The 15866-nt window shown below is 63.9% G+C and carries 15 protein-coding genes and 2 pseudogenes; 1 reads left to right on the top strand and 16 read right to left on the bottom strand.

Going from position 1 to position 15866, the window contains the following annotated elements:
* Positions 1 to 9: 9 nt before the first annotated feature.
* The 4 genes from ABVK50_RS12400 to yajC are packed head-to-tail and all read right to left on the bottom strand — an operon-like array spanning position 10 to position 4210.
* Positions 10 to 867 (bottom strand): phytoene/squalene synthase family protein, encoded by an 858-nt coding sequence (locus tag ABVK50_RS12400; RefSeq protein ID WP_353641274.1) that lies wholly within the window; start codon positions 865 to 867, stop codon positions 10 to 12.
* Position 868: 1 nt separating this feature from the next.
* On the bottom strand, positions 869 to 1258 hold the full coding sequence (locus ABVK50_RS12395; protein ID WP_353641275.1) for an Mth938-like domain-containing protein: 390 nt from the start codon (positions 1256 to 1258) through the stop codon (positions 869 to 871).
* A 6-nt stretch (positions 1259 to 1264) separates the two neighbouring features.
* Positions 1265 to 3820, bottom strand: a complete 2556-nt coding sequence (secDF, locus tag ABVK50_RS12390; RefSeq protein WP_353641276.1) for a protein translocase subunit SecDF — start codon at positions 3818 to 3820, stop codon at positions 1265 to 1267.
* A 54-nt stretch (positions 3821 to 3874) separates the two neighbouring features.
* On the bottom strand, positions 3875 to 4210 hold the full coding sequence (gene yajC, locus ABVK50_RS12385; protein ID WP_353641277.1) for a preprotein translocase subunit YajC: 336 nt from the start codon (positions 4208 to 4210) through the stop codon (positions 3875 to 3877).
* 169 nt (positions 4211 to 4379) lie between these two features.
* Here yajC and ABVK50_RS12380 point away from each other — a divergent pair, with 169 nt between their 5' ends.
* Positions 4380 to 5255, top strand: coding sequence for an ATP-binding protein (locus tag ABVK50_RS12380; RefSeq protein ID WP_353641278.1), 876 nt, complete (start codon positions 4380 to 4382; stop codon positions 5253 to 5255).
* 93 nt (positions 5256 to 5348) lie between these two features.
* Here ABVK50_RS12380 and ABVK50_RS12375 read toward each other — a convergent pair whose 3' ends face one another.
* The 12 genes and pseudogenes from ABVK50_RS12375 to nagZ all read right to left on the bottom strand — a co-directional run bounded on the left by ABVK50_RS12375 (position 5349) and on the right by nagZ (position 15858).
* Positions 5349 to 6875 carry a peptidoglycan DD-metalloendopeptidase family protein gene (locus tag ABVK50_RS12375; protein ID WP_353641279.1) on the bottom strand — a complete coding sequence of 509 codons (1527 nt, stop codon included), beginning with the start codon at positions 6873 to 6875 and terminating at the stop codon, positions 5349 to 5351.
* A 127-nt stretch (positions 6876 to 7002) separates the two neighbouring features.
* A complete protein-coding gene (locus ABVK50_RS12370; RefSeq protein ID WP_353641280.1) occupies positions 7003 to 7656 on the bottom strand; it encodes a protein-L-isoaspartate(D-aspartate) O-methyltransferase in 654 nt (217 codons plus the stop codon).
* Complete coding sequence (gene surE / locus ABVK50_RS12365) at positions 7653 to 8411, bottom strand: 5'/3'-nucleotidase SurE (RefSeq protein WP_353641281.1); 759 nt, start codon at positions 8409 to 8411, stop codon at positions 7653 to 7655. Before surE ends, ABVK50_RS12370 begins: the two co-directional genes overlap by 4 nt.
* A gap of 4 nt (positions 8412 to 8415) precedes the next feature.
* Positions 8416 to 8982, bottom strand: a pseudogene (gene serS / locus ABVK50_RS12360) (serine--tRNA ligase); the annotation flags it as partial.
* A 222-nt stretch (positions 8983 to 9204) separates the two neighbouring features.
* A pseudogene (locus ABVK50_RS12355) lies at positions 9205 to 9897 on the bottom strand (serine--tRNA ligase); the annotation flags it as partial.
* A 378-nt stretch (positions 9898 to 10275) separates the two neighbouring features.
* On the bottom strand, positions 10276 to 11076 hold the full coding sequence (tatC, locus tag ABVK50_RS12350; RefSeq protein WP_353645953.1) for a twin-arginine translocase subunit TatC: 801 nt from the start codon (positions 11074 to 11076) through the stop codon (positions 10276 to 10278).
* Between the two features lie 44 nt (positions 11077 to 11120).
* Positions 11121 to 11780 carry a Sec-independent protein translocase protein TatB gene (tatB, locus tag ABVK50_RS12345; protein WP_353641282.1) on the bottom strand — a complete coding sequence of 220 codons (660 nt, stop codon included), beginning with the start codon at positions 11778 to 11780 and terminating at the stop codon, positions 11121 to 11123.
* Between the two features lie 44 nt (positions 11781 to 11824).
* On the bottom strand, positions 11825 to 12055 hold the full coding sequence (locus ABVK50_RS12340) for a twin-arginine translocase TatA/TatE family subunit (RefSeq protein WP_353641283.1): 231 nt from the start codon (positions 12053 to 12055) through the stop codon (positions 11825 to 11827).
* 35 nt (positions 12056 to 12090) lie between these two features.
* Positions 12091 to 13215, bottom strand: a complete 1125-nt coding sequence (locus tag ABVK50_RS12335) for an ABC transporter ATP-binding protein (RefSeq protein ID WP_353641284.1) — start codon at positions 13213 to 13215, stop codon at positions 12091 to 12093.
* Positions 13216 to 13255: 40 nt separating this feature from the next.
* Entirely contained in the window at positions 13256 to 13981 is a 726-nt protein-coding gene (scpB, locus tag ABVK50_RS12330) for an SMC-Scp complex subunit ScpB (protein ID WP_353641285.1), read from the bottom strand.
* A complete protein-coding gene (locus ABVK50_RS12325) occupies positions 13978 to 14775 on the bottom strand; it encodes a ScpA family protein (protein ID WP_353641286.1) in 798 nt (265 codons plus the stop codon). Before ABVK50_RS12325 ends, scpB begins: the two co-directional genes overlap by 4 nt.
* A 63-nt stretch (positions 14776 to 14838) precedes the next feature.
* Positions 14839 to 15858, bottom strand: coding sequence for a beta-N-acetylhexosaminidase (nagZ, locus tag ABVK50_RS12320; RefSeq protein WP_353641287.1), 1020 nt, complete (start codon positions 15856 to 15858; stop codon positions 14839 to 14841).
* Between the last annotated feature and the right edge of the window lie 8 nt (positions 15859 to 15866).

The following is a 15866-nucleotide window of genomic DNA, read 5'->3' as shown; positions in this document are numbered from 1 at the left end:
GATTGACGTTTACGTCAAGGAGGAGCGCGCCGGCCATCCGCGCCAGGCGCGGCGGAGCAGCAGCGATTGCCTGCGCCATGCGGAAAGTTCGGCCACCTGCCGAAGCGGATCGAAGCCCGCCCGGTTCAGAAGTCCGAGATATGCGCCGGTCAGCGCAAGCGGCAGGAAGGCCGGCCGCAATGGCTGCGGCAGTTTGGATGCTTCATTCTCGAAGGCGCTGAGATGCTCGTTTGCGAGCGCGATCATGGCAGCGACGGCACTCCGCGCGCCCTGGTCACCGTCACCGGCAATGAATTCTTCCGGAGATGAGCCGGCGGCGGAAAGAATATCGCGCGGCACGAAGCACTGGCCGCGTGCGCGGTGGATCGGCAGCAGCAGGAGGAGACCGGCAATGGCCTGCGCGCAGCCTGCCCTGCCCGCCAGTTGGGCGCATTGCGGCGCGGCTTGCGGATCGAGGATCATGGCCGAAAGCTGGATGATCGCGCCAGCGGTCTCGCCGCAATAGCCTTCAAGATCGGTGCGCGACGGCATCGGGTCGTTATAGAGGTCAAAAATCCGCGCATCGAGATAGTTCTCGAATGCGGCCAGCGGCAATGCGTGCTTCGCGATCGTTTCAACCAGCGCATCCGCCAGCGGATGTCCCGTCGCGGAACTGCCGGCGGCGATCACATCGCGCCACCATTGCAGCCTTATCTCGCCGGGGAGCGCTTCATGGATGCGGTCGCGTATTCCAGCAATCTCGGCGTTGAAGGCGTAGAGCGACAGAAGCGCGTCGCGCTTGTCGGCCGGCGCGTAAAGCGCGGAAAGATAGCGGTCGCGGTCGGCCGCGCGCACAGCCTGCATGACGATCTCGGCATTGCCGGCCATTTCAGTCGACAGCGATCAGGGCCGCCGCGACGGCGCGATCTTCGGCCAGAAGCACATTGTAGGTTCTGACCGCCGCCCCGGTGGACATCGCGTCAGCCGAGATATTGTTCTCCTTGAGAGCATCCCTGAGCGGCGCGGGCAGACGCCTGATATCCTTGCCGGTGCCGATCAGCAGGATCTCGACCGCCTCCGCCTCGGCGAGAAGCCGGGCGAAGTCCGACGGTTTCAGATCCAGCGGGTCAGCCGGCTCCCAGGCATAGACACCGGACGGCAGGCAGAGGATCGAGCCGCGATGCGACATGTCAGCAAAGCGGAAGCCGCCATTGCCATAGGCTTCCACCGGCGCGCGCCCCGGAAAATGCGCCTCGCGAACAACGATGCCCGCAGCCATGACCGGTCAGGACTTGGACGGCTGCGCCGTCGTCGGAACCGGGGACTTGCTTTCCGTATCCATCATGCCGGGACGCAGCTTGAACAGGATCAGCAGCGGACCGGCGACGAACACCGACGAATAGGTGCCGAACAGGATGCCGAACATCATGGCGAAGGTGAAGGATGCGATGACCTCGCCGCCGAATATGTAAAGCGCAAACAGCGCCAGCAGCGTCGTCAAGCCCGTCAGCACCGTTCGCGACAGTGTCTGGTTCATCGACAAATCAAGCAGTTCCGGGATCGGCATCTTCTTGTATTTGCGAAGGTTCTCACGGACGCGGTCATAGACCACGACGGTATCGTTGATCGAATAACCGACAATGGTAAGGATGGCCGCGATGCTGGTCAGGTTGAACTCGATCCCGGCCACGACAAAGAGGCCTACCATGGCGATGACGTCATGCACCGTCGCGATCACGGCGCCGAGGCCGAACTGCCATTCGAAGCGTATCCAGATATAGATCAGCATGGCGACAAGCGAGGCGAGCACGCCCATGGTGCCGGCCCAGGCGAGTTCGCTGGAGACCGTCGGTCCGACCACTTCGACACGGCGGATATCGTAGTCGTCTTCAAGTACAAGCCGCGCTTTCTGTAAAGCTGATTGCTCGGCATTGTCGCCGCCGCCCTGCGATTCGATCTTTATGAGCAATTCTCGCGGCGAGCCGAATTCCTGGACCTGAACATCGCCGAGATTGAGTTCGCCAAGCCGCGAACGCACGTCGCCCGCATCGGCGGTCGGGGCCTTTGCCTGCACCTCGATCAGCGAACCGCCGAGGAAGTCGACGCCGTAATTCATGTCCTTGGTTACGAACAGCACGGCTGTGCCGATCGACAGAATGGCAGACAGCGTGAACGCAAATTTGCGCATCGACATGAACGGAATGCTGGTGTTGTCCGGCACCAGTTTGATCACCCCTTCCGGAATCTGCGTCGGCCGCGCGCGGCGCAGCCAGAGGGCGATCATCCAGCGGGTGAAGGTGTAGGCGGTGAACACGGTGGTGACGATGCCGATGGCGAGCGTCACGGCAAAGCCGCGAACCGGGCCCGACCCGAGATAAAAGAGGATTACGGCCGCGATGAAGGTGGTGACGTTGGCGTCGACGACGGTCGCCAGAGCGCGCGTGAAACCGGCGTCGAGCGCCTGCACAAGCGACCGTCCCGCCCGTCTCTCCTCCTTGACGCGCTCATAGATGATGACGTTCGAATCGACCGCCATACCCATGGTGAGAATGATGCCGGCAATGCCCGGCATGGTCAGCGTAGCGCCGAGCACGGACAGGATTGCGATGATCATCGCGACATTGGCTACAAGCGCCAGATTGGCGATTATCCCGAGGCTGCCATAGGCGACGACCATGAAGATAAGTACGAGCGTGCCGCCGATCATGGCGGCGATCTCGCCCGCCGCGATAGAATCGGCACCCAGGCTCGGGCCGACGGTGCGTTCCTCGACGATGGTCAGATCGGCCGGAAGCGCGCCGGCGCGCAACAGCACGGCCAGGTCATTGGCGCTTTGGACGGTGAAATTGCCGGAAATCTGGCCGGTTCCGCCGAGGATGGGCTCGCGGATCTGCGGCGCCGAAATGACCTGGTTGTCGAGAATGATGGCGAAGAGCTTGCCGACATTCTGCTGGGTCGCCTGGCCGAAACGCGAGGCGCCCTTGGAGTCGAAACGGAAGGAAACGACGGGTTCGTTGGTGCGCTGGTCGAAGGTGGCCTGGGCGTCGACGAGGTTCTCGCCCGAAACGATGACGCGGTTTTCGATCAGGTACGGGACCGGCGGATCGTCCTGCGAATAAAGCACCGACGACCCCGCCGGCGGCCGGCCTTCTATCGCCTCCTGCACAGGCATGGTCTGGTCGACCATCTGGAAGGTCAGCTTGGCCGTCTGGCCGAGAATATCCTTGAGCCGTTCTGGATCCTGCAGGCCCGGAACCTGGACGAGAATGCGATCGACGCCCTGGCGCTGGATGATCGGCTCAGTCGTGCCGAGCTCGTTTACGCGGCGGCCGACGACCTCGATGGACTGGGTGACCGCCGTCCCGACCCGGTAATTGATGCCCTCGTCGGTCAGCGTATAGCGCAGAAGACCGGGTTCCGGCTCGTCCAGCGACATTTCGGTGACTGAACCGGTACCGAACAGATTGGCGGCAACGGGTTGAATGAGGCTATTCAGCGCTTCCTTAGCCTTGTCGACCTCGTTCGCCTCGCGAATGCGCACCTGGATCGTCCTGCCGGAACCGGAAAGTCCGGTGTAACCGATCCTGGCGTCGCGCAGCATGGTGCGGATGTCGTCGCGCGCCGACTGCAGGCGCTCGTTGATGAGATCCTGCCGGTCGATGGCGAGAAGGATGTGCGAACCGCCCTGCAGGTCGAGGCCGAGCGTCATGGAGCGCTTGGGCATCCAGTCGGGAAGCGCATCGAGCGTTGATTGCGAGAACAGGTTCGGCGCAGCGAAGATCAGTCCAAGGAGGACGACCGCCCAGATCGAAACAGTCTTCCAGCGCGAAAAATAGAGCATTGTGCCTCGTCAGTTCAGGCGTTCAGTCACGCATTGTTTCCGCATTTAATACGGTTATTTCTTGGCGTTCTGATTGGCCACAGGCTCGCCCTTGACACGCACATCGGCAATGGTGGCCCGCAGCGCGGTCACCTTCATGCCGCCGAGATCGACCTCGAGTTCGCTATCATCGATCACCTTGGTGACCTTGCCGACGAGGCCGCCGCCGGTAACGACGGTGTCGCCTCGCCGGATCGCCGCCAGCATCTCGCCGCGCTTCTTCAGTTGCTGCCGCTGCGGCCGGATGATCAGGAAATACATGATCACGAAGATCAGAACGAAGGGCAGGATGCTGATGAACACATCCGGGGTTGCGCCGACGCCCTGGGCGTATGCCGGTGTCACGAACATGAAAACTCCTGAAATATAAAGGCCGCAAACGGTCCCGCCAAAGTTGGCCGGAATATAGTCGCTGGAGCCCGCTTTGCAACCGCGCATGCGGCTTCATACGCGGCTTTTCCGGCAGGATTCAGCGTGTTAGAGCGTTGCCACCATGATTAGCCGGACCGCGGATCGCCAAATGAACGACAAGACGCTCGAAACTCTGGCCGCCAAGCTCGACCTCCTGATCGAGGCAGTCCAACGTCTCGCGCCGAGCGATGTCACCCCGACCGACCTCGCTACAGCCGACTGCTTCGTCTGGGCCGCCGAGCCCGGCCTGCTGGAACCGGTCCATCGCGTGAACCGCGTCGATATCGAGTTGATCCGCGGCGTCGACCGCGTACGCGACATCCTTCTGGACAATACCGAGCGCTTCGCCGCCGGCTTTCCCGCCAACAATGTGCTCCTGTGGGGCGCGCGCGGCATGGGCAAGTCTTCGCTGGTCAAATCGGTTCACGCCGCGATCAACGCGGCGCGCAAGGATGCCATGCCTCTGAAGCTGATCGAGATCCACCGCGAGGACATCGATACGTTGCCGAAGCTGATGGCGATCCTGAAAAATTCGCCGTTCCGTTTCATCCTGTTCTGCGACGACTTGTCCTTCGACCATGACGACACGTCGTATAAATCATTGAAGGCCGCGCTCGAGGGCGGCGTCGAAGGGCGTCCGGCCAATGTCATCTTTTACGCCACGTCGAACCGCCGTCATCTCCTGCCGCGCGACATGATCGACAATGAGCGCTCGACCGCGATCAATCCTTCCGAGGCGGTCGAGGAGAAGGTTTCGCTTTCCGATCGCTTTGGGCTCTGGCTCGGTTTCCACAAATGCTCGCAGGACGACTACCTCGACATGATCGACGGCTATGTCCGCTATCACGGGCTGGAGATCGATCCCGAACAGTTGCGCGCCGAGGCACTGGAATGGGCGACCACGCGCGGCAGTCGCTCGGGCCGGGTCGCTTGGCAATTCACGCAGGATTTGGCCGGCAGACTTGGCAAGCCGCTGCGGGATTAGCGCCGCCGTTCTCACCACGGCTAGAGCGCCGCATAAAAGTAAACGACCCGCCCTTTGGGGCGGGTCGAGCTTTAGGCATTGCTGGGTGCTGATCTATTCCAGGAAGGTCGTCGGATCGACCGGTGCGGAGTTCTTGCGAACTTCGAAGTGAAGCTTCGGCGCGTCGGTCGTACCACTCATGCCTGAGCGGGCGATTTCCTGGCCGCGTTTGACCTTTTCGCCACGCGCGACTTTCAGCTCGCTGGCGTGGCCATAGACGGTTACCAGGCCATCCTCGTGGCGGACGAGCACGGTGTTGCCGAACTCCTTGAGACCATCGCCTGCATAAATGACAACGCCGTTCTCGGCGGCCTTCACCGGCGTTCCCTCCGGAACCTGGATGTCGATGCCGTCATTGGCTTTGCCCGCGCCCTTGCCGAAGCCCGAGATGACGCGGCCGCGCACTGGCCAGCGCATGCGTCCGATGCCGGTGGCGTCGGGCGCTTCCTGGTCTGCCTGCTCGATCAACTTCTCGGTTTTCCTAGGCGGCGTGTAGGCTGCCGGCTGGACTTGCACCACTTCCTTGACCTGGCCTGCCGTTGCCGTCGTCGTCTTATCGACAGCGGCGGGCGCTGCGCTTGCGACTGCTCCGGCGGCCGGGATAGTCAGCGTCTGGCCGATGCGGAGCAGGCCGTCCTGCAATCCGTTGGCCGACTTGAGCGCGGTCACGCCGACGCCGGTCTTCTTGGCGATGCGCGAGAGCGTGTCGCCGGCCGCGACAGTATAGGTGCCGGACGCGCCGGACGCGTTCGCCTTGTCGCCGGTGGATGCGGCAACCTGCGACGGGGTCTCGCTTTCCTTCACCTTCGGCGTAGTCGGCAATACGACGAGTTTTTCCTGCGGCGCGCCGGTCGGCGTCGGCACCTTGTTGGCCGGGATGTCGTATTTCGTACCGGTGGAGGATTTGGCGTCGGCGACGTTCGGATTGCTGTCGGGCGCCGAGACCGGGGCCTTGCTCGAATAGACATAGGTCGGAATGATGACCTTCTGCCCGGCCTGCAGCCCGCTCTGCTCGTTCAGCCCGTTGACCTTCATGACGACGTTGGCCGGGACTCCGAAGCGGCGAGAGAGGTTGTAGACCGTCTCGCCGTTCTTGGCGGTGATCTGCGTGCCGCCGGCGCGCGACCAGCCTTCCGGCTCGCCTTCGAGGCTCGCCATGACCGAGCTTGTCTTGGCTTCGGCCTTGGCGACCGCGCCGGTTGGCGCCTGGTCGAGTGGTGCGGCGGTCGGTGCCGGGGCTGCAACGGTACGGATCGGCTTTGCCGAGGGAGCCGGGGCGGTCGCCACCGGCGCAGGAAGCGGCTGCGAAGAGATCGGCGTCAGGCTGCCGCGCGTGACAGAGCCGGACTGGACCGGAGCCGCGGCGGGCGCGGCTGCCATTTCGACGTCGCCGGGGAACGGCTGATCCTGCTTGATGATCTGGCGCTGATTGGGGGTCGAGGCGGTGAAGATGTCGTCGATGCCGCCGCCGCCAAAGCGCGAGACCTGCTGGCTGCACCCCGCCGCCATGCCCGCCACCAGAAGGATGGCTGCACTGCGCGCCAGAGTGCGCTTGCTCGACTCGAAAACACTGAAACGCATCGCAATAACCCGCACAACTCACTACCGACTGGCAGGATTAAAGCGCGTTAATGTTACTGGTCAGTTAAGCTTGAATAAAATCCGTATCTAATTGCAGGAAATCGAAAAATCCTGCCGCAGCGGCAGATCAGATGATCTTGGCGACGCCGCGCCCGACCGGCTGCAGCCTGACCGTGCCGATGTCCTCGCGCTCGAAACGGCTCCCTATCTTGGTCAATCTCGCCAGCGCCTGTTCACCCTCCTCCGGACCAATTGGCGCGATCATGATGCCGCCGCTCGACAGTTGGTCGACGAAGGTGCGGGGCAGGCTGTCGAACGCCGCCCACACCACGATGCGGTCGAACGGCCCCTCGCCCGGCAGCCCGTTGGCGCCGTCAGCCTGGCGCGCGAGCGCATTGGAAATGCCGAGCGCCTCGAAGCGCTGGCGCGCCTGCTCGGTCAGCGTCTTGTAGCGGTCGAGCGTGATGACGCGGCCGGCGAGCCTGGCCATGACCGCCGCCGTGTAGCCCGAGCCGGTGCCGATCTCCAGCACCCGGTTGCCCGGCTCGATCTGCAGCGCCGCGATGACCGCCGCCTGCAGATCCGCACCCTCGATCGCCTCGCCGCATTCGATCGGCAGCATGCGGTCGGACCAGGCGACGTCGTGGTGCAGACTGGAGAGGAAGCCGCGGCGCGGCGTCGCCTCGAACGCGGCGATCATGTCCTTGGAGACGATGCCGCGTCCGCGCAGCCGGAGGAGGAAGGCGGCAAAACCTTCGCGCTCGTCCATCGCGGGGTTCATGCAAGCGCCTTCGTCAACTGGTCGCGGACTTCGTACGCGGTCAGATCGAGCTTGAGCGGCGTGACCGAGACGCATCTGTTGAGCACCGCGTGCAGGTCATCGCCTTCCCTCAATTCCGGCGCTTCGCGGCCGAAGCGCAGCCAGTAATAAGGAATGCCGCGGCCGTCGGCGCGCTGGTCGATCCACAGGCTGTGGACCAGCTTGCCCTGGTTGGTGACGCGCGTCGCCTCGACTTCGTCGGGCTGGCAGTTGGGGAAGTTAATGTTGAGGAAGGTGCCGGCCGGAAGGTCGACCGCGAGCAGCTTCCTGAGCAGCGCGGGGGCCAGCGTCTCCGCCGTTTCCCACGGAACCTCGCGCCCTTCTTCGACAACCTTGTAGGCCTGGCTGATCGCCATCGAGCGGATGCCGAGCAGCGTGCCTTCCATGGCGCCGGCGACCGTGCCGGAATAGGTCACGTCGTCGGCAAGGTTCGAGCCCGAATTGACGCCGGACAGGATGAGGTCCGGCGGCTCCGGCATGATCTTGCGCACCGCCATGATGACGCAGTCGGTTGGCGTGCCGCGCACGGCAAAGTGCTTGTCGCCGATCTTGCGCATCCGGAGCGGCTCCGACAGCGACAGCGAGTGCGCGAAGCCGGACTGGTCGGTCTCCGGAGCGACCACCCAGACATCGTCGGAGATCGTGCGGGCGATCCGTTCCAGGACCGCGAGGCCTTCTGCATGGATGCCGTCATCGTTGGTCAGGAGAATGCGCATCGGCTCAGGCCCGTTCGATCTTTTCGAGCCCGCCCATATAGGGGCGCAGCACTTCAGGAATCGTTACGCTGCCGTCCTCGTTCTGGTAATTTTCCATGACCGCGATCAGCGCGCGGCCGACGGCGACGCCCGAGCCATTCAGCGTGTGGACGAAGCGGGTCTGCTTCTCGCCGGGGGCCTTATAACGGGCCTCCATACGGCGGGCCTGGAAATCGCCGCAGACCGAGCAGGACGAGATCTCGCGATAGGCGTTCTGGCCGGGCAGCCACACCTCGATGTCGTAGGTCTTGCGTGCGCCAAAGCCCATGTCGCCGGTTGAGAGCGTCATGGTGCGGAACGGCAGTTCCAGCCGCTTCAGCACTTCCTCGGCGCATTCGGTCATGCGCTCATGCTCGGCGATCGAGGATTCGGCGTCGGTGATCGACACCAGCTCGACCTTGTAGAACTGGTGCTGGCGAAGCATGCCGCGCGTGTCGCGCCCGGCCGAGCCTGCTTCCGAGCGGAAGCACGGTGTGAGCGCCGTCATGCGGAGCGGCAGTTTTTCCGCCGGCGTGATCTCTTCGCGGACGAGATTGGTCAGCGGAACTTCGGCGGTGGGGATGAGCCAGAGGCGCTCATCCTCTGGAAGAAAAGCTCGGACATTGGCTACTAACGCTTCATATATTTTGGGAAACCGCTTAACCGGATCTCCGTTGAAATCATAATCCCCAATCACCGTTGCGATCTGGCTGAAGCTATTCTCAATATAAGTTTCTACGAATCTTTCTCGATCAGGATAGCGCTTCAGAGCTGGGAACAAATCTTCCTTGAACTTCGGCAGCTGCCCCGTTCCGTACATCGCCTCATCCCGCACCATCAGCGGCGGCTGTACCTCCGTGTAGCCGTGCTCGGTCGTGTGCAGGTCGAGCATGAACTGGCCGAGCGCGCGTTCCAGCCGGGCAAGCTGGCCTTTCAGCACGGTGAAGCGGCTGCCCGAAAGCTTTGCGGCGCGCTCGAAATCCATCAGGCCCAGCGCTTCGCCGAGTTCAAAATGCTCCTTGGGCTTGTTCGGCATTCTTGGCTGCCGCTGGGCGATGAGTTCCCTGCCCCATGAGCGCTTCTCGACATTGGCGTGCTCGTCGGCGCCGACCGGCACGTCGTCCAGCGGCACGTTCGGGATCACCGCCAGCGCGTCGTTGAGTTCCTTGTCGAGCTCGCGCTCCCGCGCCTCGCCGTTCTGGATAAAGCTCTTGATCTCGGCGACTTCGGCCTTGAGCTGTTCGGCGAGCGTCGAATCGCCGGCGCGCATGGCGTTGCCGATCTCGCGCGAAGCGGCGTTGCGGCGCTCCTGCTTGACCTGCAACTCGCCGAGATGGGCGCGCCGCGCCTCGTCCTTGAGGATCAGGTCGTCGACGGTCTCCTGCGCCTCGTCAGAGGACCAAGAACGCTTCTCCAGCGCCTGGACCAGGGTTTTCGGGTTCTCGCGAATCCATTTGATGTCGAGCATAAGTCACCATTCGAAACGGCGGCGGAAGGCCGGTGCAGGGGGTAAACCGCATCCTTCGCCGATGCAAGACGGGCGCTGCGTTTCTCCCTCTCCCCCTCGTGGGAGAAGGTGGCCGAGCGGAACGAGGTCGGATGAGGGCCAAGCGGCGAAGCCGCGCCGAGCCGGGACCTATTGAGCAGCGTGGCCGGGTGGCGTGAAGGACGCGGGCTGTGCAGTACGCCAGGGCTAGGACTGGGACGTCCTCGACGATGATCTGGCCAATGGGTCCCGGTTCGGCGCGGCTTCGCCGCTTGGCCGGGATGACGAAGGAGGAACGCGGCCACGCTTCGCGTGGTCCCCCTCCCCGTAAATTCGGGGAGGATCAGCTGCGGCGACGCCTTACGACGCAGCCTGCGTCGAGGATTCCTTTGCGGCCTCGGCCGCTTCCTGCTTCTCGCGCGCGACGCGTTCCTGCTCGCGCTTGCGCTCGACCATCCGGGCCATCCAGATGGAGACTTCGTAGAGAAGGATGGTCGGGAGGGCGAGGCCGATCTGGCTGACCGGATCGGGCGGCGTGAGGACGGCGGCAACGACGAAGGCGATGACGATCGCCCACTTACGCTTGTCGGCCAGCCCTTGCGAGGTCAGGAGTCCGACACGCGCCATGAGCGTGGTCACCACCGGCAGCTGAAACACCAGGCCGAATGAGAAGATCAGCGTCATGATGAGGCTGAGATATTCCGAGACTTTCGGCAGCAGCGAGATCTGCACCTCGCCGCCGGTTTGCTGCATGGCGAGGAAGAACCACATCACCATCGGCGTAAAGAAGAAATAGACCAGCGCAGCGCCGATCAGGAACAGGACCGGCGACGCGATCAGGAACGGCAGGAAGGCGCCGCGCTCGTTTTTATAGAGGCCGGGCGCGACGAATTTGTAGATCTGCGCGGCGATCAGCGGAAACGCCAGCACCATGCCACCGAACATTGCGAGCTTGATCTGGGTGAAGAAGAATTCCTGCGGCGCGGTGTAGATGAGCTCGACCTGGCCATCGCCTATGCCCGCCCACGCTACCGCCCATTTGAACGGGATGACGAGCAGGTTGAACAGTTCCTTGGCGAAGAAGAAGCAGACCAGGAATGCGATGAAAAAGCCGCCGATCGCCCACATCAGGCGCGAGCGCAGCTCGATCAGGTGATCCATCAGCGGCGCCGATGACTTTTCGATCTCGTCGTCTTCCGGTGCGCTCACGAGGCGGTCCCTGCGGATTTCTTCTTCTTATCCGCCGCCGGCTTGGCCGGCGCGGTTTTTGGCTGGGCTGGTTTTGCAGCCGCCTTAGGCTCGACCGGCTTCGATGCGGGTTTGGCCGCCTTCGCAGGCTTTGCCGGGGTCTTGCCCGGTTCAGGCGCTGCCGCCGCTACGGGCGCGGGCTCCGACATTGCCGGAAAGACCGGCTTCGAGGTCGGCATGGCTTCAGGGCCGGCGACGCCCGGAATGCTGGTAGCCCCCGCCTTCAACGGCTCGGCCGCATGAGCTGCTTCTGCTGCGGGTTGAGCGGCCTGGACAGCCTCCGCGGCGGGCTCGGCAGCCTTCGAGGGCGCGGGCTTCATCGCCGCGTCGAGGCCGGCGCGCACATCGGCCGCCGCCTTCTCGAACGGGTTCAGCTGCTTCTTGATCTCGGCCGCCGGGTTCATGCCGCGGAGCGTATCGACCGACTTCCTGACGTCGTCGAGCTCCGCCTCCTTCAGCGCTTCGTTGAACTGCTTCTGGAAATCCCCGGCCATCGAACGCAGTTTCGCGGTCGTCTTGCCGAAGGTGCGCAGCATGCGCGGCAAATCCTTCGGGCCGACGATCACGATCAGGACGATCGCGATCACGAGCATCTCGGTCCAGCCGATATCAAACATGGCTATTCATCCGACCAGCGGAGATTAAGACGAGGCGCTAAGGCTCAGCTCTTGCTGGCCTTTTCTCTAGGCGCCTGGACTGTCTCGTCAGGGCGGTGCTCGACGGTCTTGCCGTCGGCGGTCTTGGCGCCTTCGTCCTCGTCGGACATGCCCTTCTTGAAGCTCTTGATGCCTTTGGCCATGTCGCCCATCAGCTCGGGGATCTTGCCGCGGCCGAACAGCAGCAACACCACCACAAGCACGATGAGCCAGTGCCAGATTGAAAAGGAACCCATGATAACTCTCTCTCGAACGATTTCCTGAGACTGATCTATGCGTTTTCACGCTGTGTTTCAAACAGAAGTACGTCAGACTTCCTGGTTGAAAGCCAAATATCCTTCGCCTTGGCGGACAAAGCGCCGCAGCGTACCCTTGCCCTGACCGGATTCTCCGCGCCGGGAACGGCAAGTTCCAGCAATTCCACGACGCCGAGATAGCGGCGCGAGAGGATGCGCGCCTGGATGTCGCCCGCGGTTTCGCTGACGTCGAAGCCGGTCATGCGCACCGCGATGGTCAGATCGTCGCCCTCGGAAAAGCCGGCAGCGTCGACGCGCCCGAGCGAGGTTTCGACCGCGCCGCCCTTAACCCGTCCCTCGAACAGATTGAGCTCGGAAAAGAAACCGGCGACGAAGAGGTTTTCCGGGTTGAGGTAGAGGTCTTCGGCGCGGCCCGCCTGCACCAGCCTGCCATCCCTGAGGAGGGCGATGCGGTCTGCCATGCGCATCGCCTCCTCGGCGTCGTGGGTGACGACGATCGCGGTGGCCCGGCTTTCGCGCAGGATGGCCAGCGTTTCGGCGCGGACCGAGTCTTTCAGCCGGGAGTCCAGACCCGAGAACGGCTCGTCCATGAGAAGCACCGCCGGGCGCGGCGCCAGAGCCCTGGCGAGCGCCACGCGCTGCTGCTCGCCGCCTGACAGAACATGCGGATAGGAGCCGGCATGATCCTCCAGCCCGACGCGCGACAGCGCGATCAGCGCCTCCTTTCGCGCCTCCTCGCCCGAAAGCGCGGTCAGGCCGAAGCGGACATTGTCGAGGATGGTCATGTGCGGAAACAGCGCGAAATCCTGGAAGACCAGGCCGATCGAGCGCTTTTCCGGCGGCAGGAAGACGGACGGCCCGGCGATCTCACGGTCGTTGAGGAGCACGCGGCCTGAGGTCTGGCTCTCTATACCAGCGGCGATCCGCAGAAGCGTGGTCTTGCCGGAGCCGGAGGGGCCGAGCAGGCAGAGCACCTCGCCCGGCTCGGCCGAAAGCGTCACGCCACGCAGCGTCTCGGCGCCAGGTCCGAAGGAATGGCTGATGTTCTCGAAGGCGAGCCGCGCGGCGAAAGTGACGCCGGCGGGGACGCGGCCGTGCTGGTGCAGATCCTGTGCGTTCAAACGAGAGACTCCCGCCATTCCGGCGCGAGATATAGCCGCGGAAGCGCCCGCCTTGCGATCAATCATCCGTGACGCGGGGCGTCAGCAGGCCGAGCTCCTCGAGGTCGATGTCGGTCAGCGGATCCTCGTCCTCGGTCAAAAGGTCGGGATCGGAGGGCGGCTGCGGAACGGAAAAGTTCGACGGCATGCGCGAGGACAACAGCCCCGCCCCTTTCAGCTCGTCCATTCCGGGCAGGTCGCGAATTTCCTCCAGCGCGAAATGGTCGAGAAATTTTTCGGTCGTGCCGTAGGTGACGGGGCGGCCCGGCGTGCGCCGCCGGCCGCGCATCCTCACCCACTCGGTTTCGAGCAGCGTGTCGAGCGTGCCCTTGGAGGTTTCGACGCCACGGATATCCTCGATCTCGGCGCGTGTGACCGGCTGGTGATAGGCGATGATCGCCAGCACTTCAAGGGCTGCGCGCGACAGCTTTTTCTGCTGGACGGCGTCGCGGCTCATCAGGAAGGCGAGGTCGCCGGCGGTGCGGAACGCCCAGGCGTCGCCGACGCGCACAAGATTGACGCCGCGGCGCTGATAGATCTGCTGCAGCTCGGCCATGGCGGCGGCGATGTTGACGCCCTCGGGCAGCCGGGCGGTGAGCTGCTTTTCGCTGACCGGCTCGGCGCTGGCGAAGACGATCGCCTCGGCCATGCGGACGGCTTCGGCAAGGTGCAGGCGCTCGGCTGGGTTCATGTCGGCCTCGCCCGAAAGGAACGGGAGCACCGTTGCGTTTGCGCTGTCGGTCATGACGCTGCCTCGGCTGCTTTTACGGCATTTTGGCGGTTGCGCAGGTAGAGCGGTGCGAACGCCTCCTGCTGGCGCATCTCGATCGCGCCCTCGCGCACCAGTTCGAGCGTGGCGGCAAAGGAACTGGCGATAGCGGTGGAGCGCTCCTCGGCGCTGGCGAGATATTCGGTCAGGAACTGGTCGAGCGCGGTCCAGTCGCGGAATTCGCCGATCAGGCGGATGAGGATGTCCCGCGCCTCCTTGAGCGACCAGACGCCGCGCCGCGCGATGCGCACATTGGTGATGGCCTGGCGCTGGCGCTGCACCGCATAGGCGGTCAAGAGGTCGTAGAGCGAGGCCGAATATTCGTTGCGCTTCTCGACGATGACCATCTCGGGCATGCCGCGGGCGAAGACGTCGCGGCCGAGCCGGTTGCGGTTGACGAGGCGAGCCGCGGCGTCGCGCATGGCCTCCAGCCGCTTCAGGCGGAACTGCAGCACGGCGGCCAATTCCTCGCCGCTTTCGCCGTCGTCGCCCGGCTGCTTCGGGATAAGCAGCTTGGATTTCAGGTAGGCCAGCCACGCCGCCATTACGAGATAGTCGGCAGCGAGTTCGAGCCGGATGGCGCGGGCGCTGTCGATGAATTTCAGATACTGCTCGGCCAGCGCGAGGATCGAAATGCGGGCGAGGTCGACCTTCTGGTTGCGCGCAAGGTGCAGGAGAAGGTCGAGCGGACCTTCAAAGCCGGCCACGTCGATGAGCAGCGCCGGCTCCGTCAGGCCGCGCGAGTCGTCCTCCGCCCAGAGGCGGTCCATCGGCGCGGGCTTCCCTACCCGTTTTTCCTGTGCTTCCGGCAATTGCTGCCTGCTTCCCTTGGTTTACGCCACAGCCTCGAAGTAAGTCGCGAATTCGGCGCGGATCTCTGCCTCATCGGCCTGGTCGCGTTCCTGAATGTAGTTAAGCGCCCGCTCGGCCCGTTCCAGCGCCTTGCCCTCAAGCCCTGTGGTGCGCGAGGCGATCCCCGTCATTTCCTCCATCACCCCGTTGCAGTGAAGGACGATATCGACGCCGGCCGCAACGATCGCGGCTGCTTTCGACGGGAAATCCCCAGAAAGCGCCTTCATCGAGGTGTCGTCGCTAATGAGCAGCCCGTCAAAACCGATCTCACGGCGGATGATCTCGTCGACGACCCTGCCGGAAGTCGTGGCCGGGTTGTCCGGATCGACCGCGGCGTAAACGACGTGGGCGGTCATCGCCATCGGCAGATGGCTAAGCTCCCTGAACGGGGCGAAATCGTGCCGCTGCAGGTCGCTCAGTGAGGCATCGACCGTCGGCAGTTCGAAATGCGTGTCGGCGAATGCGCGCCCGTGGCCGGGGATGTGCTTCATGACAGGCAGCACCCCGCCCGCCATCAGGCCCTCGGCGGACGCCTTGCCGAGCACGCCGACGCTTTTCGGTTCCTTGCCATAGGCGCGCGCGCCGATGACATCGCTGGCGCCCTCGATCGGCACGTCGAGGACCGGCAGGCAATCCACTGTTATGCCGAATTTCAGGAGGTCAAAGGCGTGCAGGCGGGCAAGCAGCCATGCCGCGCGCTCGCCGGCGTCGTGATCGTCGCGCCACAGCGCGCCGATCGCAGCGCCTGCGGGATAGTTGGGCGCCAATGGCGGGCGCAGCCTCTGCACCCGCCCGCCCTCCTGGTCGATGAACACCGGGGCGCCGGGGCGGCCGACGCAATCGCGCATTTCGTCCACCAGGTCACGGATTTGCTCCGCCTCGCTGATGTTGCGCGCAAACAGGATGAAGCCCCACGGGCATTCGCCGCGATAGAACCGGATTTCCTCGCGGGTGAGCGATTTCCCGGCGCAGCCAAGGATCATGGATTTTGATTCGGTCATGGCATCGA

Origin of the sequence: Mesorhizobium sp. WSM2240 (assembly GCF_040438645.1) — a bacterium.
GTDB lineage: Bacteria > Pseudomonadota > Alphaproteobacteria > Rhizobiales > Rhizobiaceae > Allomesorhizobium.
This window is presented reverse-complemented; position numbering and strand designations above follow the sequence as displayed.